This window comes from Dactylosporangium sp. McL0621, from assembly GCF_049995355.1.
Taxonomy (GTDB): Bacteria; Actinomycetota; Actinomycetes; order Mycobacteriales; family Micromonosporaceae; genus Dactylosporangium.
In genome coordinates, this window is the sequence record NZ_CP188259.1 from 7,319,803 (window position 1) to 7,343,155 (window position 23,353).

The 23,353-nt window shown below is 70.0% G+C and carries 18 protein-coding genes; 4 read left to right on the forward strand and 14 right to left on the reverse strand.

The genetic code is table 11. From position 1 onward, the window contains the following. Positions 1-212: 212 nt before the first annotated feature. On the reverse strand, positions 213-512 hold the full coding sequence (locus ACPPVO_RS34415) for a hypothetical protein (protein WP_426502711.1): 300 nt from the start codon (positions 510-512) through the stop codon (positions 213-215). A gap of 336 nt (positions 513-848) precedes the next feature. Here ACPPVO_RS34415 and ACPPVO_RS34420 point away from each other — a divergent pair, with 336 nt between their 5' ends. Further along, a complete protein-coding gene (locus ACPPVO_RS34420) occupies positions 849-1,442 on the forward strand; it encodes a TetR/AcrR family transcriptional regulator (protein ID WP_426502712.1) in 594 nt (197 codons plus the stop codon). A gap of 85 nt (positions 1,443-1,527) precedes the next feature. Here ACPPVO_RS34420 and ACPPVO_RS34425 read toward each other — a convergent pair whose 3' ends face one another. From ACPPVO_RS34425 to ACPPVO_RS34440, 4 genes are all read right to left on the reverse strand, one after another. Continuing rightward, complete coding sequence (locus ACPPVO_RS34425; RefSeq protein WP_426502713.1) at positions 1,528-2,967, reverse strand: dihydrolipoyl dehydrogenase family protein; 1,440 nt, start codon at positions 2,965-2,967, stop codon at positions 1,528-1,530. A gap of 1 nt (position 2,968) precedes the next feature. After that, on the reverse strand, positions 2,969-3,526 hold the full coding sequence (locus ACPPVO_RS34430; protein WP_426502714.1) for a hypothetical protein: 558 nt from the start codon (positions 3,524-3,526) through the stop codon (positions 2,969-2,971). 197 nt (positions 3,527-3,723) lie between these two features. Next, positions 3,724-4,353 (reverse strand): hypothetical protein, encoded by a 630-nt coding sequence (locus ACPPVO_RS34435; protein WP_426514935.1) that lies wholly within the window; start codon positions 4,351-4,353, stop codon positions 3,724-3,726. Next, positions 4,350-4,919 (reverse strand): RNA polymerase sigma factor, encoded by a 570-nt coding sequence (locus ACPPVO_RS34440; RefSeq protein WP_426502715.1) that lies wholly within the window; start codon positions 4,917-4,919, stop codon positions 4,350-4,352. Before ACPPVO_RS34440 ends, ACPPVO_RS34435 begins: the two co-directional genes overlap by 4 nt. Positions 4,920-5,079: 160 nt before the next feature. On the opposite strand from ACPPVO_RS34440, the gene ACPPVO_RS34445 reads away from it, so the two are divergent. Then, positions 5,080-6,828, forward strand: a complete 1,749-nt coding sequence (locus tag ACPPVO_RS34445) for an Hsp70 family protein (protein ID WP_426502716.1) — start codon at positions 5,080-5,082, stop codon at positions 6,826-6,828. Positions 6,829-6,925: 97 nt separating this feature from the next. On the opposite strand, the gene ACPPVO_RS34450 is transcribed toward ACPPVO_RS34445, so the two are convergent. The 6 genes from ACPPVO_RS34450 to ACPPVO_RS34475 all read right to left on the reverse strand — a co-directional run bounded on the left by ACPPVO_RS34450 (position 6,926) and on the right by ACPPVO_RS34475 (position 18,073). Next, the gene (locus ACPPVO_RS34450) at positions 6,926-7,903 is read right to left on the reverse strand and encodes a LacI family DNA-binding transcriptional regulator (RefSeq protein WP_426502717.1); all 978 of its coding nucleotides are present in this window, start codon (positions 7,901-7,903) and stop codon (positions 6,926-6,928) included. 81 nt (positions 7,904-7,984) lie between these two features. After that, positions 7,985-10,420, reverse strand: a complete 2,436-nt coding sequence (locus ACPPVO_RS34455) for a PQQ-dependent sugar dehydrogenase (RefSeq protein ID WP_426502718.1) — start codon at positions 10,418-10,420, stop codon at positions 7,985-7,987. Beyond that, the gene (locus ACPPVO_RS34460) at positions 10,420-12,384 is read right to left on the reverse strand and encodes a CBM35 domain-containing protein (protein WP_426502719.1); all 1,965 of its coding nucleotides are present in this window, start codon (positions 12,382-12,384) and stop codon (positions 10,420-10,422) included. Before ACPPVO_RS34460 ends, ACPPVO_RS34455 begins: the two co-directional genes overlap by 1 nt. 22 nt (positions 12,385-12,406) lie before the next feature. Next, positions 12,407-13,579: a carbohydrate-binding protein gene (locus ACPPVO_RS34465; protein ID WP_426502720.1), complete on the reverse strand. Its 1,173-nt coding sequence runs from the start codon at positions 13,577-13,579 to the stop codon at positions 12,407-12,409. 56 nt (positions 13,580-13,635) lie between these two features. Further along, entirely contained in the window at positions 13,636-15,504 is a 1,869-nt protein-coding gene (locus tag ACPPVO_RS34470; RefSeq protein ID WP_426502721.1) for a glycosyl hydrolase family 28 protein, read from the reverse strand. Positions 15,505-15,535: 31 nt separating this feature from the next. Continuing rightward, entirely contained in the window at positions 15,536-18,073 is a 2,538-nt protein-coding gene (locus tag ACPPVO_RS34475) for a discoidin domain-containing protein (protein ID WP_426502722.1), read from the reverse strand. Between the two features lie 244 nt (positions 18,074-18,317). Between ACPPVO_RS34475 and ACPPVO_RS34480 the strand changes: the two genes are divergently transcribed. Then, a complete protein-coding gene (locus tag ACPPVO_RS34480) occupies positions 18,318-19,871 on the forward strand; it encodes a glycoside hydrolase family 88 protein (RefSeq protein WP_426502723.1) in 1,554 nt (517 codons plus the stop codon). Positions 19,872-20,018: 147 nt separating this feature from the next. Beyond that, positions 20,019-20,696 carry a glycoside hydrolase family 75 protein gene (locus ACPPVO_RS34485; RefSeq protein WP_426502724.1) on the forward strand — a complete coding sequence of 226 codons (678 nt, stop codon included), beginning with the start codon at positions 20,019-20,021 and terminating at the stop codon, positions 20,694-20,696. Between the two features lie 51 nt (positions 20,697-20,747). Here ACPPVO_RS34485 and ACPPVO_RS34490 read toward each other — a convergent pair whose 3' ends face one another. The 3 genes from ACPPVO_RS34490 to ACPPVO_RS34500 form a co-directional block, all read right to left on the reverse strand. Then, positions 20,748-21,452, reverse strand: coding sequence for a FadR/GntR family transcriptional regulator (locus tag ACPPVO_RS34490; RefSeq protein ID WP_426502725.1), 705 nt, complete (start codon positions 21,450-21,452; stop codon positions 20,748-20,750). A gap of 105 nt (positions 21,453-21,557) precedes the next feature. Beyond that, complete coding sequence (locus ACPPVO_RS34495) at positions 21,558-22,385, reverse strand: carbohydrate ABC transporter permease (RefSeq protein WP_426502726.1); 828 nt, start codon at positions 22,383-22,385, stop codon at positions 21,558-21,560. Continuing rightward, positions 22,382-23,353 carry a carbohydrate ABC transporter permease gene (locus ACPPVO_RS34500; RefSeq protein ID WP_426502727.1) on the reverse strand — a complete coding sequence of 324 codons (972 nt, stop codon included), beginning with the start codon at positions 23,351-23,353 and terminating at the stop codon, positions 22,382-22,384. The genes ACPPVO_RS34495 and ACPPVO_RS34500 overlap by 4 nt, the downstream gene beginning before the upstream one ends.

Here is a 23,353-nt window from a genome sequence, read left to right on the forward strand (position 1 = left end):
CCTGACCGCAACGCTAAAGAACGAAGAGCCCTCGGCAGCGGTACCGCGGGATGATCTACTGACCGGCGCGTAGTACCGCGGTACCACCCCGCCTATCGGACGCGGCGAGCTTCTCGGCGCGGGCCCGTGCCTCCGAGGCAACGGCAGGGCCCGCACCTACGCGAGTGGCGGCCGCAACGGCCGGGGGTGGTGCCGGCGCGCGGCAGCAAAGGCTACTCGATGTCCGAGAACAGCCCCGTGATCGTCACCTGCGTCGCCGCGAGCCCGCCGAAGACGGCACCGGCAACGGGCGTCGCGACTGCGGCGGAGGCGTCCTCGTAGCTGTCGAAGTACAGGTCGAGCGTCCGGTACGCGGGGGTGGCGGTGCCGTCCTCCTTCGGCCACACCTTGGCCGATTCGAGCCGCCGCAGCTTCGGGAGTGTTTCCGCGGCCCGCCGCGCTTCGGTGTAGGCCTTCTCGAACTCGTCGGGGTTCGCGGGATTGCCGATGATCAATGTGATCTTGGTAGACACGGTGCTCTCCTTGCATGATTTCAGGGTGATGACGCGAACGGGAACCGCGCTGCGTCCGGTCGTTCGCCCGGCACGGGGGAAGCGGACACCCGTTCCAGCTTCTCCGCAGTCGGGACGGCGGCCAAACCCTCATAGCGTAACGAACGTTCTGTCTCGATAACGGTATCGGCTTGAATCCTTGCCGTCAAGACCGAACGTTCTACCTCTCTTCCGCCACGTGCAGGACGGCGCGATCGGCCGGCCGGGTGCCGCCGGCATGGCCAGAATGTTCGGCGAGCCGCCATCCATCCCGGGCCGGGGCATCAAGACCGAACGTTCTGTCGCTATGATAAGTCCATGGTGCGTAGCGAAACCGACACCCGGCCTTCGGAGGCACGACTCCGGCTACTGACCACGGCGACAAGGATCTTCTACGCGGAGGGCATCCACTCGGTCGGCGTCGATCGGATCATCGCCGAGGCGAAAGTGACCCGGGCCACCTTCTACCGGCACTTCCCCGGCAAGGAAGATCTCATCCTTGCCTATCTGCAGGGGACCGACCAAGCCATCCGCAGCCAGGTGGACACGGCCATCGCCGACCTACCGGCGAGTGACGCCGTCCGGGCGGTTGCAGCGTCGATCGCCCAGGGCATCCAGTCCCCCGGCTTTCGCGGATGCGCCTTCCTGAACGCCGCAGCCGAGTACCCCGATCCCGGCCAACCGGTACGCCAAGCCGTCCTCGCCCATCGGCAATGGTTCCTGGAGACGGTCACCACCCTGATGACGCGCATCGAGGAAAACAAGGCCGAGCCGGCCGCGCAGCACTTCGTCATGCTCCGCGACGGCGCCATGGCGGCCGGCTGCCTCTTCGACCCGGCAATGATCTGTGAGACGTTCCTCCGCGGCGTCGACGGACTCGTCCAGATCCATGCCACACGCCAGCCATCCTGATTGTAAGCCGAGCGGTGATGGGCGCCCGCAACGCATCTCGTCCCGCCACGGATCGTGACGGGACGAGGTGGTGCTCGGCGCGCCGTCAGCGGCCGTACGCCTCCAGCAGGCGCAGCCAAACCTCGCTGACGGTCGGGAAGGCGGGAACGGCGTGCCACAACCGATCCAGCGGAACCTCGCCGACGACCGCGATCGTCGCCGCGTGCAGCAGTTCCGCGACGTCCGGGCCAACGAGCGTGAAGCCGACGATCACCAGCCGGTCCTCATCGACGACCATCCGGGCGTGTCCCTGGTATCCCTCGGCGTGCAGGGCAGATCCCGCGACGGCGGCCAGGTCGTAGTCGACGACCCGGATCCGCAGCCCGGTAGCCTCGGCGGCGGCCGCGGTCAGCCCCACCGACGCGACCTCCGGGTCGGTGAAGACCACCTGCGGCACGGCACGCCCGTCGGCAGTGGCGACGTGCCGGCCCCACCGGCGGTCCTCGACCGCCTCGCCCTTGGCGCGGGCCACGATGACATCACCCACGGCGCGAGCCTGGTACTTGCCCTGGTGGGTCAGCAGCGCGCGCCGGTTGACGTCACCGGCGGCGTACAGCCAACCGCCGCCGACCGGCGTCCCGTCCTCGCCGATGACCCGCAACGTGTCGTCGACCGTGAGCCAGGCACCAGGCTTCAGGCCGATCTTGTCGAGGCCGATGTCCTGCGTGTTCGGCGTACGGCCGATCGCGACCAGAAGTTCGTCGGCTTCGATCTGCTCGCCGTCGGTGAGCGTGACGTGCACCGTGCCGTCGCCGTCCCGGTTCACCGAAGCGGCCTCGGCACCGATGCGCACCGACACGCCCGCCTCCCGCAACGAGTTCGTAACCCGCTCGCCGACGAACGGCTCCGTCAGCGGCAGCACACCGTCACGAGCGAGCACCGTCACCACGGAGCCGAGACTCGCGTACGCGGTCGCCATCTCCGAGGCCACGACGCCACCACCGATAACGGCGATCCGACCGGGAACCTTGCTCGCCGCAGCCGCCTCCCGGCTGGTCCACGGGGCCGCCTCGCGCAGGCCGGTGACGTCCGGGAGCAGGGCGCTGCTTCCGGTCGCGACGACGACCGCATGCCGGGCGGTGAGCGACGTCGGGCCGCCGTCCTCGCCGGTCACCTCGACGACCCGGTCGGGGCCGATCCGTCCCTGGCCCCGATACAGAGCGATCCCGGCCGAGTCGAGCCAGGACACCTGCCCCTCGTCCGTCCAGTGCGAGGCGAAGGAGTCGCGACGGCGCAGCACGGCTGCCGCGTCCAGGTCGCCGGCCACCGCCTCGCGAGCGCCTGGTAGCCGGCGGGCCGCTCGGAGCGCGGTCGCGCTGCGCAGCAGCGCCTTGGTCGGCATGCAGGCCCAGTACGAGCACTCACCACCGACCAGTTCCCGCTCCACGATGGCGGCGGTCAGGCCGCCCTGCACGACCCGATCGGCGATGTTCTCCCCGACCGGCCCCGCGCCGATGATGACGACGTCGTAGGTAGTGTTCGCCATGTCAGTTTCCCTTCGCCGCGCGGCCGAGACGGATGGCCGCGATGAGGAAGAAGATGGCGCCGGGGATGGCGTAGCCGATCGCGTTGGTCAGCACCGGGTTGTCCGCGGAGGCGCCGGCGATGAACGACCCACCGGCGAGTACGGAGATGCCACCGCTGATGATCATCGGCCACTGACCGCCCATCTTGCGGCGAGTGACACCCACGATCAGCTGCAGCAGCCCGGCCACGATCGCCCAGAGACCCCACACGCGCAGGACCGCCGGGATGCCCGACGTGCTGGCGACGGCCAGGCCGACCGCGGCGAGCAGGCTGATCGCGACGTTCACGTACAGCAGGGAGGGCGTGCCGATGGCCCGTGACGCGCGGGCGTCGATGATGGCGGCGGCCACGTCGACCAGCGGGTAGACCACGAGCAGCGTGCCGGTGACCGGATTGAGGTGTTTGGCGAGCGGGATCATGACGAGGGCCCAGACGATCGCGAACGCGAACCGGACGAAGTACAGCCGCCGCAAGGCAGATGCCGTCGTCGAGAAGCCGGGTGCGGCAACGGTGGTCATGGTGGTCCTTTCGGTCGTACTGACGGAAACTGCGACCTGCGGGTGCCGCGTTCGGGAAACACCACTGCCGCAGAACGAACGTTCTGTCCCTACGAACGATGGCACTGCCAGCTCGAACTGTCAAGACCGAACGTTCTATCCGTCATGATGACCGCAGGCGAGGGCGGGCACCGCGAACGGTGCCCGCCTCGCTCATGTCACCGTTGGGCCCGGTTCGGAATCGCCATGCAGGATGGCAGGGTGCGTACGACCGCGGCGACTGCGATCGTGGTGTAGCCGTCGCGGTCCTTGCGCCTGACGTACCCGAAGGCCAGGGTGTCGGCCGCCGGGATCTTGCCGGGCCGGATGGTGATGAGCACGCCTGTGTCCTCGGCTTGGTAGGACACCGGATAGCGGTCCAGTTCCTCGGGCGTTGCCGTGGCGAGGAATGGGAACAGCGGATCCATGTCGAGCGGCGTCGTGCACCGATCGGCCGGGATCATCCGTATGACGACGGTACGCGCACCGGCCCGGGCGAGCTCGGCGTTGAGCTTGTCCGTGTCCTTCAGGCGGTCGGCGCGGAACGACACGGCGATCGACCCGTCGGCATGTCTGTCCACCGTGTACGCCTCGGCCGGTTCGGCGGCGAAGAACGCGGTGGCGGCGGCGGCCACGGTTGCACCGGCCACGGCGACGACGAGCCGGCGACGTCCATGCCGCCCGGGTGGCGCCGGCGACGCGGCGAGGACCCGTTCGAGCAGGGCCCGCGCTTGCCGGTCGCGCGGATCGGCGTCGGTCGTCATGAGGGCGGGGTCGGCCGCGCGGAGGCGGTCCAGGGTGTGATTCACGGGCTGGGGCTCCCTTCGGGAATGACGGATGGCCGGGTGCGCCGGGCCGCCGAGTTGTACTGTTCGTCCGTAGCCAGCAACCGCTGGGCGAATCGCCGCCGGGCCCGGTGCAGGCGCACCTTGAGGGCGGTGCGAGTACAGCGCAGGACGAGTGCCGCCTCCGCCACGTCCAGCCCTTCCCATTCGATCAGCCGCAGGACCTCCTGGTCGGCCGGGGAGAGCTCGGCGAGCACGGCACGTACGCGGATCTGATCGTCGACCCGCGCGGAATGGTCCGCCACGTGGATGTCGCCGCCGGCAGCCGCCTTGGCGGTCAGTCGTTCCAGCCGCGTACGCCCTCGCAGTTCGTTGGCAATGACCTGCCGGGCCGTGGCGTAGAGCCAGGCTCGGGCATGGTCGGCCGGCAGTTCGCCGAACCGGCGCCAGGCGGTGAGGAACGTGCCGGCGACGATGTCGCCCGCCGCGTCGGCGCCTACCCGACGTGTCGCGAAACGCGTCAACTCCGCATAGTGGGCCTCGAACAGCTCCTCGAAGCGCCTTCGGGCGGCCGCGTCGTCTGGTTCCATACCTGGGAATGTCCGCCTGAAGCCATCTGGTTACCGGTGTGAACTGTAAGCCCACGCTTGTCGGGGAAGCCCCGGTCGTCCACGCCGTGCGGCGTGCACATGTGCCGGGCCGGGGGCCGCGGTCGGTGTGCGGCACCGTCGATCTCTACCATGGCATCTTGTGGATGGATGGCGGCTCGGCATCGACTACGGCTCGTCACACACGGTGACGGCCCTGGCCCGGCCGGACGGCAGCGTCCGGACGCTGACCTTCGACGCGTCGCCGCTGCTGTCCTCGGCGGTCTACGCCGAGCCGGGCGGGGTGCTGCTGACCGGTCCGGATGCCATCGCGGCCGCGCGGCTCGACCCGGCGCGGTTCGAGCCCAACCCGAAGCGCCAGATCGACGCGGGCGAGGTCCTGCTCGGTGACCGGCAGGTGCCGGTCACCGACCTCATCGCGGCGACCCTGCGCCGGGTCGCCGACGAGGCGGCCCGGGCGACCGGCGGCGCGGACGTCGACGTGGTGCTCACCCACCCCGCCGGCTGGGGGCCGACCCGCCGGGCGACGCTGCGGACCGCCGCCCAGGCCGCCGGATTCGCCGCGGTGACCATGGTGGCCGAGCCCGTCGCGGCGGCCCGGTACTTCCTCGACATGGCCGGCCCGGCGCCGTCGGCGGGCACGACCGTGGCCATCTACGACCTGGGCGGCGGGACGTTCGACATCTCGGTGGTCCGCCGTACCGCCGCAGAGTTCGAGGTCCTCGCCAGTGACGGCCTGGCCGACGTGGGCGGCGTCGACCTCGACGCGATCGTCGTCGGGCTGATCGGCGAGGCGGTCGAGGCCGCCGATCCCGCGGCCTGGGCGCGGCTGCGGGCGCCGTCCACGGTGGTCGAGCGCCGGCACTTCCGCGCCCTGTGGGACGCCGCCCGGATGGCCAAGGAGAGACTGTCACGGTACCCGAGCGCGACCGTGGCGGTGCCGCTGCTCGACCGCGAGGCGCACGTCACCCGCGAGCAGTTCGAGCGGGCGGCGGCACCGACGCTGGGCCTCACGATCGATCAGACCGCCGGGGTACTGCGCCGGGGCGCCCTGCACGCCGGCACGCTGGACGGAATCTTCCTGGTCGGCGGCGCGACCCGTACACCGCTGGTCGGCACGCTGCTGCACCGCGCCACCGGCGTGGCGCCGACCGTGCTGGACCAGCCCGAGCTGGTCGTGGCGGAGGGCGCGCTCCGCGTCGCGGCCGTGCCGGCGGCGGCGGCATCGACGGTCCCGCCGGCCACGGCATCGGCGCCGCCCGCCGCGCCGCCTTCCGGGACGGTGCCGCCACCGGCCGCGTCACCGCCGACGGTGACCGCGCCCGAACCACAGATCCCGGCCCCGGCGGCCGCAACGGGCGACCCGAACGGTGGCCCGGGTCCGTCGGCGATGCTGCGCTCGCACGGCTCGCGGCGCCGAGCGGCGCTCGGTGCCGGGGTCTGGGCCGCGGCACTGGCGGGCGCGATCTGGTGGGCCACGGCGCACACCGCCCTGCTCGGACGGCTTTCGACCGTCGAGGCGGCCATCGGCGTGGCGCTGCTCTTCGCCATGTTCGCGATCCTGATGGGGGACATCGTCAAGATCACAAATCCGGATCAGCTGGTCGTCAACCGCAACGGCATCTATCTGCAGCGGGTCCGGTTCGGGCGCGGGTTGCAGCGCCTTTCGCTGCCCTGGGCGCAGATCAGCGAGGCGTTCGTGGCGGACGTCAGCCTGGCGCCGAGCCTCGTCGTGCGGACCCGGGTCGGTCCGCGCGACGGCGCCGCGCTGACCGGACGGCGGTACCGCCAGGACGTCTCCGGATTCGCGCTGTGCAGCCTGACGGACGTCGGCGTCACCGCCGGGGAGCTCCGCGCCGCGCTCGCCGCGCATTCCCAGGGCGCTCACTGACCCGGTAGAACCGGTCGCGTTGCCGATCCTCGCCGCGCTCCGAACGGTCCCGTTTCGGCGGCGGGCGCGATGCGGCCGCCGCGGCGGCCCTGCCCCGTCAATGCGCAGGACCGGTGGAGTTGCGCACCACCAGCCGGGCGACCGGCTCGGGCGCCGGGCGCGACTGCCGGTCCGCCATCAGCCGCAGCAGCAGGTCCATGCCGGCCCGGCCGGCCCCCTCGCTGGGCTGGCCGACGGTGGTCAGCGCCGGGCTGGCCAGTGCCGCCGGCAAGATGTCGTCGAAGCCCGCGACGCTCATCCGGCCGGGCACCTCGACCCCGCGGGCGCCGAAGGCGTTGAGCAGGCCCAGCGCCATCAGGTCGTTGTAGGCGACGACCGCCGTCACGCCGGCCCCGAGGACTTGGTCGGCCGCGGCGATGCCGCCGGCAAAGCGCGGCTCGACGTTGCCGGTCTCGACGAGGCCGACGCCCGCGGCGGCCGTGGCGGTGCGCAGCAGGCGCAGCCGGCTGCGGTTGGACCAGGACGCACGGGGGCCGGCGACGTACGCCACCCGCTCATGCCCGAGCGCGACGAGGTGCGCGACCAGCTGTTTGATGCCCTCGCCGTTGTCGGTCGTCACCGACGGGAGCCCGGCGACCCGCCGGTTGAGCATCACCATCGGCGTCTCGAGGGCCAGGAGCCGCAGCTGCGGCTCGCTCGTGCGCGGGGAGCACAGCACGACGCCGTCGACCTGCTTGACGAGAGCGCGGACGCGGTCCGCCTCGACGGCCGGGTCCTCATCGGTGTCGGTGAGGAAGACCCAGTGGCCGGATTCCCGGGCACGGGCCTGCACCCCCTTGACGACGGCGGCGAAGTACGGGTTGAGCAGGTCGGGCACGAGCAGCCCGACGTTGCCGGTGCGCCCGGTGCTCAGCGCACGGGCCACCCGGTTGGGGCGGTACCCGAGCTCGTCGGCCGCCCGCTCGATGCGCCGGCGGGTGCTGGGCGGCAGCAGGCCGGAGCCCGCCAACGCCCGGCTCACCGTCGACGTCGAGACGCCGGCCGCCTGGGCGATGTCCTTGATCGTTACCGCCATGGCCGTACTCCTGGAGGTGTCCGAAGAGGGGTCCGGGCGGGCGGCCGCGGGGCGCCGACCTGCGGCCGCCCGCCCGGACGATCAGGCGACGGTGACCCTGAGGATCCGGTCGGAGCCGTTGCCGGCGCCGCCGTTGTTGTCGCAGTTGGTGGTGCTGAGCCAGAAGGCGTCGGCGCCGGGGACCTTCGTGACGGTGCGCAGCCGGCCGTAGGTGCCGACATAGTAGGCGCTGGGCGAGCCGGTGCTCTCGCCACCGAGGATGGGGATGCGCCAGAGGCGTTCGCCGCGCAGGGCGCCCATGTACACGACGTCACGCACGATGGCAATGCCGCTGGGGGATGCCTGGTCGACGGACCATTGGCGTTTGGGGTTTTCCATGCCGGCGACGCTGCAGGTGCCTTCGCAGGTGGGCCAGCCGTAGTTGAGGCCGGGCTTGATGAGGTTGAGCTCGTCGAACATGGAGTTGCCGAACTCGGCCTCCCACAGGCGGCCCTGGGAGTCCCAGGCGATGCCTTGGGGGTTGCGGTGGCCGTAGCTGTACACCAGGGTGCCGAACGGGTTGCCGGGGGCCGGCGTGCCGTCGGTCTTCATCCGCAGGATCTTGCCGTTGAGGGAGTTCTTGTTCTGCGCGTTGCTACCCGTCTGCGCGTCACCGGTGGTGGCGTAGAGGTAGCCGTCCGGGCCGAACGCGAGCCGGCCGCCGTTGTGGTAGCGGTTCTTCGCGATGCCGGTCACCAGGGTGGTGTAGCCGGTCAGCGACGTGCCGTTGTAGGTCATCCGGACGATCCGGTTGCCCTCCGCGGCGGTGTGCATGAAGTACACGAAATGGTTGGTGGCCCAGTTGGGGTCGAATGCGACGCCGAGCAGTCCGCCCTCACCGTTGGTGGTCACGACGTTGGGGACCGTGCCGACGAGGGTCTTCGCGCCGCCGGTGGTGTTGAGTTTGTACACCCGGAACTGACCGGCGGCGACCTTGTCGTCGCGCTCGGTGACCAGCGCCGACTGCCCGTCCGGCGCGAAGTAGGTCCCCCAGGGGATGGTCCAGCCCGTCGAGTAGGTCGAGATGGCCGACGGCACGCCGCCGCTGCACGAGCTGGTGGTGAAGCTGACCGTGTTGCTCGGCGGCGACACGTGACCGGCGAGGTCGCGGGCCACCACGTCGAGCGTGTACGGCGTGTTGCAGGCCAGGGTCGTGACCGTGGTCGACGTCGCCGGCGGGTGGCCCTCGACCGACGTCACCACGGTGGTGCCGACCCGGACGTCGTAGGCGACGACGCCCACGTTGTCGCTCGAGGGGCCCCACGACAGCGCGACGCTGCCGGCGGTCACGTTCGAGAACGTGAGGTTGGTGGGCGCGGTCGGCGCCTGGGTGTCGCTGCTCTGCCGCGTGGTGCAGACGGCCTGGGCGCTGGACAGCGACACGTTGCCGGCGGCGTCGCGGGCGAAGACCGACAGCCGGTATTCGGTGTTCGGGGCGAGCCCGGTCAGGGTCTTGGCGGTGCCGGTGCCGGCCGACTGCGCGAGGAGGTTGCCGTCCTGGTAGATGTCGTAGCCGGCGACGCCGACATTGTCGGTGGAGGCGCCCCAGGACAGGTCGATGCTGTTCTCGGTGATGTTCGCGCAGCTGGGCTGCCCCGGCGTGCTGGGCGCGGTCGAGTCGCTCTGCCCGGTGACCCGCAGCCGGTCCAGGTTCGGGCCGCCGTTGGCCGTCGTGGCGGTCGCACGGACACTGTTGGTGCCGGCCTTGAGCGACACCGTGATGGTCTTCTCGTCCCAGGTGTCCCAGTTGGTGGTGGCGCCGAAGGCCAGGTCCAGGACGGCGGAGTTGCCGTTGACGGTGATGTCCAGCGGCCGGTTGACCGTGGTGCCGTTGGCGTACCGGAACGTCAGTTGCGCGGTACCGGTCGCCGCCGCGCTGACCTGGAACTCCACGTAGGACCCGGCCACGTTGGTGTAGTCCACGAAGCCGGTGCCGGTGTAGCCGGTGTGGTTCGTGGCCACGGTGCCTTGCGAGACGGTGGCGGTCTCGGCCTGGTAGTCGGTGAATGCTGCGGCGACGTTGAAGTCGACGTAGTCGAGGTTCGGGTTGCCCAGCGCGGTGGTGGCGGTGATCCGGATCTTGTTGGTTCCGGCGTTGACGTTGGCGGTGATGGTTTTGTCGGCCCAGGTGTCCCAGTTGGTGGTCGGGTCGAACGCGGCGGCCGCGGCCACGACGGTGCCGTTGACGCTGATGTCGGCGGGCCGGTTCGCGGTGGCGCCGTTGGAGTAGCGGATGACGAACGTGCCCGGGCCGGCGTTGGCGGCGGTGACGGTGCATTCGAGGTAGTTGCCGACGGCGTTGTCGCCGTTGACGAAGCCGGTGCCGCTGTAGTTGGCGTGGTTGGTGTCCACGGTGCCGGCCGGCATGGTGCAGTTCTCGGCCTCGTACCGGGCCGACTCGGCGCCGGCGGCCGTCGCGATCACCATCGGCAGTATCAGCAGCAGCCCGGTCGCGGCGGCCAGAATGGGCTTTCTCATCAGTCCTCCACTGACAGGCGGTCGAGGTTGGGACCGCCGTTGGCGGTCGTAGCGGTCAGGCGGACGGTGTTGGCACCGGCGGCGAACGGCGCGGTGAGCTCGGCAGGGGCCCACGTGTCCCAGTTCGCGGTCGGCGGGAACGACACGGTGACCGGCGCCGCACCGTTGACGGATACCGCCATCGGGCGGGCGGAGGTGGTGCCGTTGGCGTAGCGGACGATCACGGTCCGCTGGCCCGCTACAGCCACCGTCGCCGTGCACTCGACGTAGGCGCCGGCGACGTTGTCGCCGTTGACGAATCCGGTCCCGGTGTAGCCCGCGTGGTTGGACTCCACTGCGCCCTGCGACACGGTGCAGTCCTCGGCCTGGTAGTCGACCGGCGCCGAGCCCGCCACCGCGTCGAGGTAGTCCAGGTTGGGGTTGCCGCCGGCGGTGGCGGCGGTGATGCGCACGGTGTTGGCGCCGGCGTGTACCGGTGCGCTGAGCGCCTTGACCGCCCAGGTGTCCCAGTTCGCGGTCGGCGGGAACGCGGCGCCGGCCGCGAGCACGGTGCCGTTGACGCTGATGTCGGCCGGCCGGTCGGCCGCGGTGCCGTTGGCGTAGCCGATGCTCAGGTTCGCGGTACCGGCGGCGGTCGCGTCGAACGTGAACTCCACATAGGACCCGGCGACGTTGTCGCCGTTGACGAACCCGGTGCCGGAGAAGCCGGTGTGGTTGGACTCGACCACGCCCTGGCCGATCGCGGCGGCCTCGGCCTCGTGGCGATTCGGGTCGGCGTCGCCGCGCGACACGCGGTACATGACCACGCCGTGGCCCGGCACCGAGGCGCCGATCGGGCCGGTGGTGGTGCGCGTTGCCTTCGACCACAGGTCCTTCAGGCGGTAGCTCGGCGACCCGGCCAGGCCGATCGCGGCGACGGTGGTGCTCACCGTCGCCGTGGTGGTGTTCTCGTTGAGCAGCACCACGGCGCGGTCGCCGTTCGCGAGCACCTTGTTGTACACCACGAGGCCACCACTGGCGGAGACGATCGTGCCCTGCCGGCCGAGCGCGTCCTGGTCCACGGCGATCACGTCGGTGTTCTTCAGCATGGCCAGCGTGGTGCTGGACGCCGAGCGGATGTCGCTGCCGATCAGCAGCGGCGCCGCCATCTCCGCCCAGAGGCTGAAGTGGGCGCGGTACTCGGCGTCGGTCATGCCCCCGTTGCCGACCTCGAGCATGTCGGGGTCGTTCCAGTGCCCGGGGCCGGCGAACTGCGCCAGGTCGTCGTTGGTGTGCACGCGCGAGATCATGCTGGACCAGTTGTCGCTGATGTCGCCGGTGGTGCGCCAGAGATTGCCGACGTCGGCGCCCCACTCCCAGACCTTCGGCGGACCGGTGCGGCCCCACTCGCAGATGCTGTACACGATCGGCCGCCCGGTCTTGGCCAGCGCGTCGCGCATCGCCGAGTAGCGGGTCCGGGCGTCGACGTTCTGGTTGTTGCAGTTGTCGTACTTCAGGTAGTCCACGCCCCACGACGCCCACAGGTTGGCGTCCTGCTGCTCGTGTCCGAGGCCACCCGGGAATCCGTTGGTGTTGCATGTCTTCGTGCCGGCGCTGGAGTAGATGCCGAACTTCAGGCCCTTGCCGTGGACGTAGTCAGCCAGGTACTTGATGCCGTGCGGGAACCGGGCCGGGTCGGGCACCAGGTTGCCGTTGCCGTCGCGGGACGGCAGCGCCCAGCAGTCGTCGAGGTTGACGTAGGTGTAGCCGGCGTCCTTGAGGCCGGCGGACACGAACTTGTCGGCGATGCCCAGGACGAACGCCTCGTTGAACGTGGCCGTGCAGCCGGTGGTGTTCCAGTTGTTGAAGCCCATCGGCGGCGTGCGGGCGAGCCCGTTCTCCAGCGCGGCGGCGGGCTGCGGGCGGGCCAGCACGACGGCGGCCAGCACCGCCAGCACGGGCAGCGCCGTCAGCAGTTTTCGCATGCTGTCTCCTCGATTCCGGGCGTCAGGCGGCGGTGGCGACGACGTCGAGGCGGTCCAGGTTCGGGCCGCCGTTGGCGGTCGTGGCCGTGAGCCGAACGGTGTTGCTGCCGGCGTTGAGATTTGTGGTGTACGGCACGTCGGCCCAGGCGGTCCAGTCGCCGGTCGGATCGAAGGCCAGGGCGGAGGCCACCACGGTGCCGTTGACCGTCAGCGACATGGGGCGATTGGCGGTCGTACCGTTGGCGTGGCGGAAGGTCAGCGTCGCCGGCCCGGCGGGGGCGTTGACCGTCCACTGCACCCAGGCGCCGGCGGCGTTCTCGGTGTTGACGAAGCCGGTGCCGGTGAAGCCGGCGTGGTTGCTGTCGACGGTGCCGCCGGAGCGGGCCGCGCTCTCCGCCTCGTAGCGCACCGGCGCGACGGTCGTGGCCTTGTACGCGCGCATGCGGGTCAGCAGCATGTAGGTGTCCTGCAGGGAGCCGGACGTGTCGCCGAGCGAGCGGTAGATCCCCCACTTGGGCCGTACCCGGTCGCCGAGGAAGGTGTCCAGGCCCGACCGGCTGACGTCGATCACCGCCGTCGCGCCGTCGTGCAGCGCCCAGCGCACCGCGCCCTTGGCGCCGTCGCCGACGGTCATCTCGAACTCGACGTCGATCCATTTGTTCTGCAGCGGCGCGAGGTCGGCCCGGCCGACGATGACGTCGTTGTTGAAGGCGTGCAGCTGGATCTTCGGCATGTTGTCGACGCGCTGCAGCGACGTGGTGACGATCGGCAGGGAGCCGTCGCCGGGCATCTTCATCTGCATGATGTGGGTGAAGGTGGTGGTCGCCTTGAGGCTGCCCGGGATGTACATCGCGTAGGTCCAGCGCCAGGTCTCGCCGTTGGCGACGACGAGGTCGGCGCCCTTGGCGTGCATGCCCTTGACCTCCTGGCGTTGCCGGTCGGTCATCGAGTCGCGGTCGACCATGTGCATGTTGAACCGGAAGTTGTCGTCCTGGACGAAAATGTGCGGCTGCCCGGCCGGGTGGGAGTTGGCGCGGTCGTCCTCGACCCCCTCGAAGGCGCCCAGGCCGTCCACGCTCGCCTCGGGCGCCCAGCGCTGCTGCCAGCCGGTGGCGGCCGACGCCGCCGTGATCCGGCCGAACATGGAGCCGGCGAGCGCCGCGCCCGTGACGGCGATCAGTGTTCTGCGTTGCATGGGATGCCCCTTCCGGATGCGGCGCCCGCGGCGCTCGGGCACCGCATCCACGCGGTTCAGCCGACGGTGATCCGATCGAGGTTCGGGCCGCCGCCCGCGGTGGTGGCGGTGAGCCGGATCAGGTTGGTGCCGGCGTTGAGGTTGGCGGTGAACGTGGTCGTCGCCCAGGTGTCCCAGTTGCCGGTGCCGGCGAACGTCGGCGAGGCGGCCGCCGTGCCGTTGACGGTGATGCTCATCGGCCGGGCCGTGGTCGTACCGTTGGCGTAGCGGACCGTGACCGGCACGGGGCCGGCGGCCGCCGCCGTCACCGCACACTCCACATACGAACCGACCTCGTTGGTGCCGTTGACGAAGCCGGTGCCGGTGAAGCCGCTGTGGTCGGCGTCGACCGTGCCGTGGAAGATGCTGCAGCTCTCGGCCTGGTAGTCCACGCCCGTGGAGGTCGAGCAGTTCTGGCTGGACGCGGAGTCCGCGTTGACGCGCAGGGCGGCGCCCGCGGTGTTCTGGCTGTTCTTCACGCAGTAGCCGGAGACGGACTGGAAGCCCATGTCATACGGGCCGCTGGCGGTCCGTTCGGCGGTGAAACCGTCGAAGGTGAGGTTCGCGGCGCCGTTGGCGATGACCGCCGGCCGGCCGTCGCCGGAGGCGAAGTCGACCGAGCTGTTCGTCCAGGTGATGTCGTGTGCGTTGTGGACGTACCAGCCGTAGGCCGGGCGGGTGCCGATGCTGTTCGGGTTGTAGTTGTTCGGGTCGTTGCTGGGCACGCCGGTGCCCATGGTGCCGTTGCCGCCGGGCACGGTGATGTGCACGTTGGTGAAGTGCACGTCGGAGATCCGGTTACCGCCGGACTCGCCCCAGATCGTGGGGCTGAACGACGGGCTGGCGCCGGTGGCGGTGATGTTGTCGTAGGTGATGTTGCTGATGTGGCCGACGCCCGGACTGTTGCCGCAGCGTTTCCGGGTACCGATCTTCTGCATGATCGGCGACCGCACGCCCGTCATCGTGATGTCGCGGTAGTGCACGTCGCTGATGTTCGCGCCGTCCATGGACACCATGCCGAGGCCGGACTTGTCCGCGCCGGTGATGTTGATCCGCTGGAAGTTGTAGTCGGTGAAGTCGCCGCACGTCTCGGAGCCGAACATCAGCGCGTTGCAGCACTGCGCGGACAGGTGCGAGTCGGTGACGGTGACGTGCCCGTTGGGCAGCTTCGCGCCGAGGGCGAAGTCGCTCTTGAACACGAGCGCGTCGTCGTTGGCGGCGATGTCCGCGTTGGTGACGGTGACGTTGGAGGCGCTGATGACGTTCCAGCCGTCACGGTCGCTGGCGGTGTCGACGTGCAGGTGGTCGGAGGTGATGTTGTTGCAGTTGTTGGTGAGGATGGCGAAGTGCCCGCCACGGCGGAACGTCACACCATCCAGCCGCAGCCCGTCGCAGCGGGTCAGCGACAGGATCTTGTCGGCCTCGCCGGAGCCGGGGTTGCCGGTGATGAGATTGCCGGCCCCGTCGATCGTGCCGGCGCCGGTGATGCCGATGTTGGTGAGGCGGTCACCGTAGATCATCGCATCGTGGAAGTGGCTGTGGCCGTAGTCCTGGTAGCTGTCGTTCGGGTTGGACTCGGCCGCGTCGTAGGTGTCGGCGCTGGAGCCTTGGATGGTCGATCCGGCGTCGAGCTGGAGCGTGACGTTGCTCTTGAGGTGAATGGTGTGCTTCGACTTGTAGTTGCCCGACGGGAACTGCACGGTGCCACCGCCGGCGCTGTTGGCCGCGGTGATCGCGGCGTTGATCGCCGGAGTGTCATCCGTGGAGCCGTCACCGGTCGCGCCGTAGCTGCGGACGTTGTACGTCGCCGCGTACGCCGCGGCCGGCACTGCGAGCATGGCCGCGACGACGGCGAGCACCGCCGCGACCCGAGCGAGTCTGCGCATGTCGTTCCTCGCCTCCCAGTTGGACGCCGGCTCAGCCGACGGTGATCTTGTCCAGGTTCGGTCCGCCGTTGGCCGTGGTGGCGGTCAGGCGGATGGTGTTCGCGCCGGCGGTCAGCGGCGCCTGGAACGTGACCGTGCTCCACGTGTTCCAGTCGGCGGTGGCGTTGAACGCCTGCCCGGCCACGACGGTGGTGCCGTTGACGGCGAGGTCCATCGGCCGGTTCGTCGTGGTGCCGTTGGCGAACCGGATGGTGACCGGCGCGGTGCGCGCCGATGCCGCGTTGACCGCGAACTCCACATAGGACCCGGTGACGTTGGTGTAGTCGACGAACCCGGACCCGGTGTAGCCGGTGTGGTTGGTGCCGACCGTGCCCTGCGAGATCGTGGCGTCCTCGGCCTGATAGTCCACGGTGGACGGGCCGCCGGTCACGGTGCTGTCGAGGTAGTCGATGTTCGGGTTGCCGCCGGCGGTGGCGGCGGTGATGCGGACCGTGTTGGCGCCGGCGTGTACCGGTGCGCTGAGCGTCTTGACCGCCCAGGTGTCCCAGTTCGCGGTCGGCGGGAACGCGGCGCCGGCCGCGAGCACGGTGCCGTTGACGCTGATGTCGGCCGGCCGGTCGGCGGCGGTGCCGTTGGCGTAGCCGATGCTCAGGTTCGCGGTACCGGCGGCGGCGGTGTTGAGGTTGAACTCCAGGTACGAGCCGGCGACGTTGTCGCCGTTGACGTAGCCGGTGCCGGAGTAGCCGGTGTGCGTGGCCTCCAGCACGCCCTGCGAGATCGTGGCGTTCTCGGCCTCGAGCCGGCCGGGCGGCGGCGGTACCGCGGCTCCCGCGTAGTCCGAACCGACCCACGCCTCGTCGATGCGCAGCCGGTTGTTGCCCTGGCTGTTCACCTTCTCCAGGCGGACGTGCCGGGCGGTGGTGCGGGGCAGGTCGATGATCTGCACGCCGCGCGCGTTGGGCAGCGTGCCGGACTTGACCTGCGTCCAGGTGCTGCCGTCGTTGGAGGTGTAGACCCGGTAGTCGCGGATGCGGGCCGAGCCGGTCGCGGGGTACACCGTCGAGTCCTCGCGTTGGTTGACGGCCAGGTACTGGATCGGCTTGGCGGAACCGAGATCGAACTGCAGCGAGACGGGCTGGGTCGTACCGGCGTCCCAGTAGGTCAGGTAGTTGCCGTCGGCGGCCGCGGAGGCGGCGTGCCCGCCGGCGGAGGCGCTCGCACTCATCGTGTAGGTCGACGGCGGGATGATGCCCTCGCGGCCATTGGTGACGACCTTGAAGACGGTGTCGTAGGTGTCCCAGCTCGAGACGCCGGTCAGCGTCAGGGTGCCGCCGCTCTGGCCGAAGGCGACCGCGGTCCCTGTGCGCAGGTTGGTCACCGACGAAACCCGGTAACCGTTGTCGCGCACGGACAGCGTGCTGCCGGTCGGGCGGTCGGTGACGTGGATGTACTGCAGGTTGGGGTCGGTCTTGCTGATCGTGGTGACGCCGTAGGCGCCGTTGTTCCATGCCCCCGGCTTCAGGCCGCCGTACATGTAGCCGCCGCCCTCGGTGCCGTGCAGCGACGGCCAGATCGGATCGAGGTAGCCGTTGGCGAAGTTGTTGAAGGTCGTCTGGTTGGACGGGAACTTCCCGTTGACCATCGCGGTCTCGGCCATCAGCGACTTCACCGACGAGCCGGCGTTGGTGATCATGCGACCCAGCGTCAACTTGTTGTCCACCGCCGAGTTGCTGCCGTCGTACCACCAGGCGCCGCTGGACGGCAGCTTGTAGTCCGCCTCGATCAACCGCGGCGCCGCCGTGTACACCGCCTGCGGGTAGTCGTAGGACGGCGTCATGCCGGTCTTCTGCTCGTTGCTGATCATGTCCATGACGGGCGTGTCTTCGTTGTTGTTGCTGATCGTGTAGTTGGGACGCTGCTGGTAGATCTGCTGGTAGAGGTTGTGGTCCAGCCAGTACTGGTTGTCGTTGTCGATCCAGAACCCGCCGAGGTCGGGGTAGCGGTTCATCACCTCGAAGAACAGGTCGTAGCTGTACTCCCCGAAGCCGTCGCGGCTGGTCAGGTCCACGTCGTGGCCGGCGTACGACGAGAACGCGCGGGAGTCGAGCCAGCTCTGCCCGGACGACAGGCCCTCGTTCCACCACTGTGGATCGTCGGTCATGTAGAGGATGGTTCGCATGTTGGCGGCCTTTGCCGCGGCGATGGTCTCGCCGAGGAAGTCGCGGTTGGTCCTGCAGCTGCCCGGGATCGCCGACGGCCAGGGCCGGGCGTAGCCGAGCCGGCTGTGGAACGTCGCGAGAACCAGGTACTGCAGGTGCAGCTTCTTGGCCTCGTTGACCCAGTAGTCGGCGCTCCAGCCGCCGTTGGTGACGTCGGCCTCCCACTGGCTGCAGCTGGTGTGCTGCGGCGACGTGCGCTCGCCCCAGTGCAGGAAGAGCCCGCCGACCGAGTCGCGCAGGAACTGCTGGCGCGGGTTCTGCAGGTCGGCCTGCGCTGCGTGCGCGTTCAGGACGAACACGGACGCGGCGACGACGAGCACACCGAGCCAGGCGCTGATCCTTCGTCTCACCTCTACCCCCTCCACGGGCAATAGGTCGGATCAATTAGGTTTCCTTGCTGTTTCGCGGAGTCTAGCCACCGGGCATACCGTGACGGAAGTCCTGACGCCCAGCTGAATTAATCCGATGAATCCTGAGGTCGACCCTTGACCTCCATCGATCCCGATCGGTATGTTGGCCGGCGCGCCGGCCAAGGAGGCGACAGGCGTGCACAGACGTATCACCCGTCCACGGGGTCGGGAGAGGAGTTCCCGCGTGCGTAAGTACCTTGCGGCCGCACTCGTTGCGGCGCTGACCGGGGGCGGCGTCGCCGTCGCCGGCCCGGCGTCCGCGGCGTCGACGGTCTACGAGGCCGAGCAGGCCACCGTGTTCCACGGCACGGTGGACGCCGACCACACCGGCTACACCGGCACCGGCTTCGTCAACAGCACGAACGAGACCGGCGCCTACGTGGAGTTCGCGGTGCACGCCACCGCCGCCGGCAGCGCCGGCCTGATCCTCCGCTACGCCAACGGCACCACCGCCGACCGTCCCGGCACGGTCGGCCTCAACGGGGCGGTCGCCGCGACGCCCGCGTTCACCAGAACGGCGAACTGGGACACGTGGGCCGCCACGACGGTGCCCGTGACCCTGGCCGCCGGCACGAACCTCGTGCGGGTGACCAGCACCACCGCCGGGGGCCTGCCCAACCTGGACTCGCTCACGGTCTCCGACGGCACGACCGGCGGCGGCACGGACTGGTCCGACGCCCTCGTCGACTCGACCATGCGGCGGTTCACCCCGTCGAGCATCGGCGGCTGGAGCTACCCCGTCGCGCTGTACCTGATGGGGCAGTACCAGGTGGCGCTGCGCACGACCGACCCGGCCCGCCGGGCGGCGCTCATCGCCTACATCCGCGCGTGGGCGGACCGCTTCGTCGACAGCTCCGGTCACATCTCCAACAGCTTCACCAGCCTCGACAGCATGATGCCGGGCCAGGTCATGATCGCGATGTACCGCGAGACCGGACTCGCCAAGTACCGCCTGGCCGCCAAGCAGATCCACGACCGGCTCACGCCCGGCGGCGGGTACCCGACCACGAGCGACGGCGGGTTCTGGCACGCCACCAGCTCCAGCCGGGCCCACCAGCTGTGGGCCGACGGCACGTTCATGGCCGATCCGTTCATGGCGCAGTACGGCCACTACGTCGGCGACAGCGCCCAGTCCTACGACGTCGCCGCGAACCAGCTGGTCGTCTACGCCAGTCACCTGCAGCAGCCCAACGGCCTGCTCAGGCACGCCTACGACGAGTCCAAGGCGGCGTCCTGGGCGGACACGTCGACCGGACTGGCCCCCGAGTACTGGTGCCGCGCCGTCGGCTGGTTCGGCGTCGCCTCCATCCAGGTGCTCGACCTCATCCCGCCCGACCACCCGCGGCGCGCCCGCCTCATCTCGATCCTGCAGAACCTGGTGCGCGGCATGGCCACCTACCAGGACCCGGCCAGCGGCCGTTGGTTCCAGGTGGTCGACAAAGGCGGCCGCAGCGACAACTGGACGGAGACGTCGTGCTCGGCGATGTACACCTACACCGTCGACGCCGCCGTCAAGCGTGGCTACGTCCCGGCGTCGTACCAGTCCACAGTGGACGCCGGGCGGACCGGCGAACTCAACCGGATCTCCCTGCACAGTGACGGCCTGACCTACCTGACGACCATCTCGATCGGCACCAACGTCGGCGACTACGCCTTCTACGTCGACCGCACGCAGGCCACGAACGACTTCCACGGCCTGGGCGCCTTCCTGTTCTTCGCCGAGGAATCGTTCCATTGAAGAGATACCCTCCGATGTCTTGCGCGGCACACGCCCGGTCGCTACCGTCTTCTATCAATTGATAGGCAGACTTCCTAACAGTTCGTGCGGAGCGCCGCCGCCACGGCCCCCGGATCTGCCAAGCCCTACCTCTCATGGAGGAGAACTGTGGGACGAAAGCTCAGGACCGCCCTCGTCGCGCTCGTCACGACGTCGAGCGCGGTCGCGGTGACGCTCCTGATGGCACCGGCGGCGCACGCCGCGAGCGGCCCGAGTGCGAGCGCGCTCCTGGCCAAGGTCAAGAACTGCACCGTCGCCTCGCACGGCAAGTACGCCACCGACGACGGCGAGTCCTCGACCGTGAACATCTGCCGGTCCGGCTCGGCGTTCTTCTGGAAGTCCGACATGGACATCGACTGCGACGGCGTGCGCACGTCCAAGTGCAACGAGGACACCGACCCGTGGTACCAGGACCAGACGTCGTTCGAGACCTCGAAGGGCCGTCCGTTCCAGGCCGACAGCACGCACTACTTCGTGATCCCGCTGCCCAGCTCCCGGTTCGACTACACGGCCAACGGCATCAAGCCGGGCAGCGTCGCCGCGGTCATCTACAACAACAAGGTCGTCTACGCCGTGTTCGCCGACGAGGGCCCGAACAACATCATCGGCGAGGCGTCCTACGCGACCGCGAAGGCGCTGGGCATCAACGCGGATCCGGAGAACGGCGGCGTCGACTCGGGCGTGACGTTCATCGTGTTCCCGGGCAAGGTGCCCAGCCCGATCGAGTCCAACAGCGCGATCGACAGCAAGGGCATCGCCGCGGCGAACGCGTTCGTCAACGGCTGACGCAACCGGCCGGGAGGCGTCCCGTGGCCGCGCGGCCACGGGACGCCGCCGTCATTCGGCGGGTGGGCTGCGGCCGTCGATCTGGGTCCGCACGAACTGCTCCATGCCGGCCACGTGCACCGCGGCCCGCAGCCGGGCCAGCTCCGGGTCCCGCGCCCGCAGCGCGGCCAGGATGGCTCGGTGCTCGTCGAGCGCCTGCCGCGCCGCGCCGTCCTCGGCCAGCTCCCGCCACCGCCGCGCCCGCATGGTCTGCCCGGACAGCAGCTCGGTCAGCGACGCCAGCACCGGGTTGCCCGACGCCTCCACGATGAGCCGGTGGAAGGCGCGGTCGTGTTCGAGCAGCGCGTCGACCCGGCCGGCGTCGACCAGCAGCGCGGCGTCGTCGAGGATCTCGGCGAGCCGGGCCAGCCCCGCCTCGCCGATGCGGACCGCCGCCTGGCTCGTCGCGTACGACTCCAGGGCCCGCCGGGTCTCCAGCAGGAACAGCTCCGAGCTGTCCTGGTGCAGGTCCATGGTGATCGCCAGGGAGCCGAGCAGCAGGTGCGGCTCCAGGCTGGTGACGTAGGTCCCGTCGCCCTGCCGGGTGTCCAGCACGCCGATCATCGTCAGCGACCGCACCGCCTCGCGCAGGGTACCGCGGGACACGCCGAGCTCGGCGGCCAGCTCCCGCTCGATCGGCAGCTTGTCGCCGGCCCGGAGACGGCCGTCGAGGATCATCGTCCTGATCGCCCCGACGGTGTCGTCGCTCAGCGCCATGGCGCACCTCCCCCCGGCCGGACATCTTATGCTTTGTCCGGCCGGATGCGTGGAAGCGCCCGGCGCCACTGCGTCAGTCAATGTCCTCCTCCGTTCAGAGCCGGGTCAGCCCTTGGTGGCACCGCCCGTGAGCCCCTTGACGAAATGTCGTTGCAGGGCGAGGTAGAACCCCAGGACCGGCAGCGTGGCCAGGAACATCAGCGCGAACACGGAGCCGAAGTCCGACTGGTACTGCCCGATCGCGCGGTACACGCCGGTGGTGACGGTGGTGCCGCGGCCGGGACCGAGGATGATGAGCGGGTCGATGAAGTCGTTCCAGATCCACACGCCGAGGAAGATCATCACGCTGGCGCTGGCCGGACGCAGCAGCGGGAACACGACGCGCCAGAACACCTGGGCGCGGCCGGCGCCGTCGATGGTGGCGGCCTCCTCGAGCTCGACCGGGATGGTCCGGACGAAGCCGGCGAAGACGAACATGCCGAACGGCAGGTAGTAGCCGACGTTGAACAGGATCAGGCCCTGGACGGTGGCCATCAGGTGCCCGGCGCGCAGCACGTCGGTGATCGGGATGAGGATCACCTGCGGCGGGATCATGAGCCCGGCGAGCAGGACCAGGGTCAGCGCCCTGGCCCAGCGGCTGCGGGTGCGGGCGACGTAGTGGCCGAGCATCGCCGAGAGCACGACGAGCACGATCACGGAGACCGTGGTGACGATGACGCTGTTGGTGAGGCTGACCCAGAACAGGCCGTCCGGCCGGGTCAGCACGGCGACGATGTTGTCCAGCGTCGGCGGCCGGGGCAGCGACGCCGGGGCGGCGGAGATCTGGTCGCTGGGCTTGAACGCGTTGGTCAGCACCAGGTAGAGCGGAACGAAGAACACGGCGGTGACGGCGAGCGCGGTGACCGGGCGCAGCCAGGGTATGCGGTCGTTCACAGGTCGATCTCCCGGCGTCGCAGGATTCGCAGGGCGACCGCGGTGACGACGCACACGATCACGAGCATGGCGACGGCCATCGCCGAGGCGTAGCCGACATGGTTGGCGTCGAAGCCGGTCTGCAGCACGTTGAACGCGATGGTGGCGGTGGTGCCGGCGCCGGGGCCACCATTGGTGATCACCTTGATGTAGTCGTACGTCTTGAACGCCGAGATCAGCAGCACGACCGTGTTGATGGTCAGCGCCGGGGCCAGCAGCGGCCAGGTGACGGCCCGGAACCGGTGGAACGCGCCGGCGCCGTCGATGGCGGAGGCCTCCTGCAGCTCCACCGGGATGCCCTGCAGGCCGGCCAGGTAGACCACGACACAGAAGCCCAGCATCTGCCACGAGATGATCGACGCCACGGAGTACAAGGCGAGATCGGGGTCGGACAGCCAGTCGGGCGGGTGGTGGACGCCGACGGCCCGCAGGGCCTGGTTGAGCGGGCCGCCGGTGTCCAGCAGCCGGGTCCAGATGACGCTGACGACCACCGAGCTGACGATCATCGGCGTGAAGAACACGCTGCGCATCGCGTTGTAGAACTTGCCGGAACGGTCCAGCAGCAGCGCGACGAGCAGCCCGAGCGCATTGGGCACGATGACGACGATCAGGGTCAGGATCGTGGTGACGCGCAGCGCGGTGAGGAACTGCTCGTCGTGCAGCAGCATCCAGTAGTTGTGCGCGCCGACGTAGCGGGTGGGCGGGTTGAACGGGTTGGCGTTGGTCAGGCTGTAACCGAAGCTCACCGCGATCGGGGCGAGCACGAAGCAGGCGTACACCACCACCCCGGGCGCTCCGAAGCCCGCGAAGTGGGCGAGGTCCGCCCGGCCTGGACCGCGCCGGCGCCGAATGCGGCGCGGTCCAGGCTCGTGCGCCGCCGGCCCCCGGACGGCGGCCCGCCCCGACGGTGTTGCGGTGCGCAGCGGCAT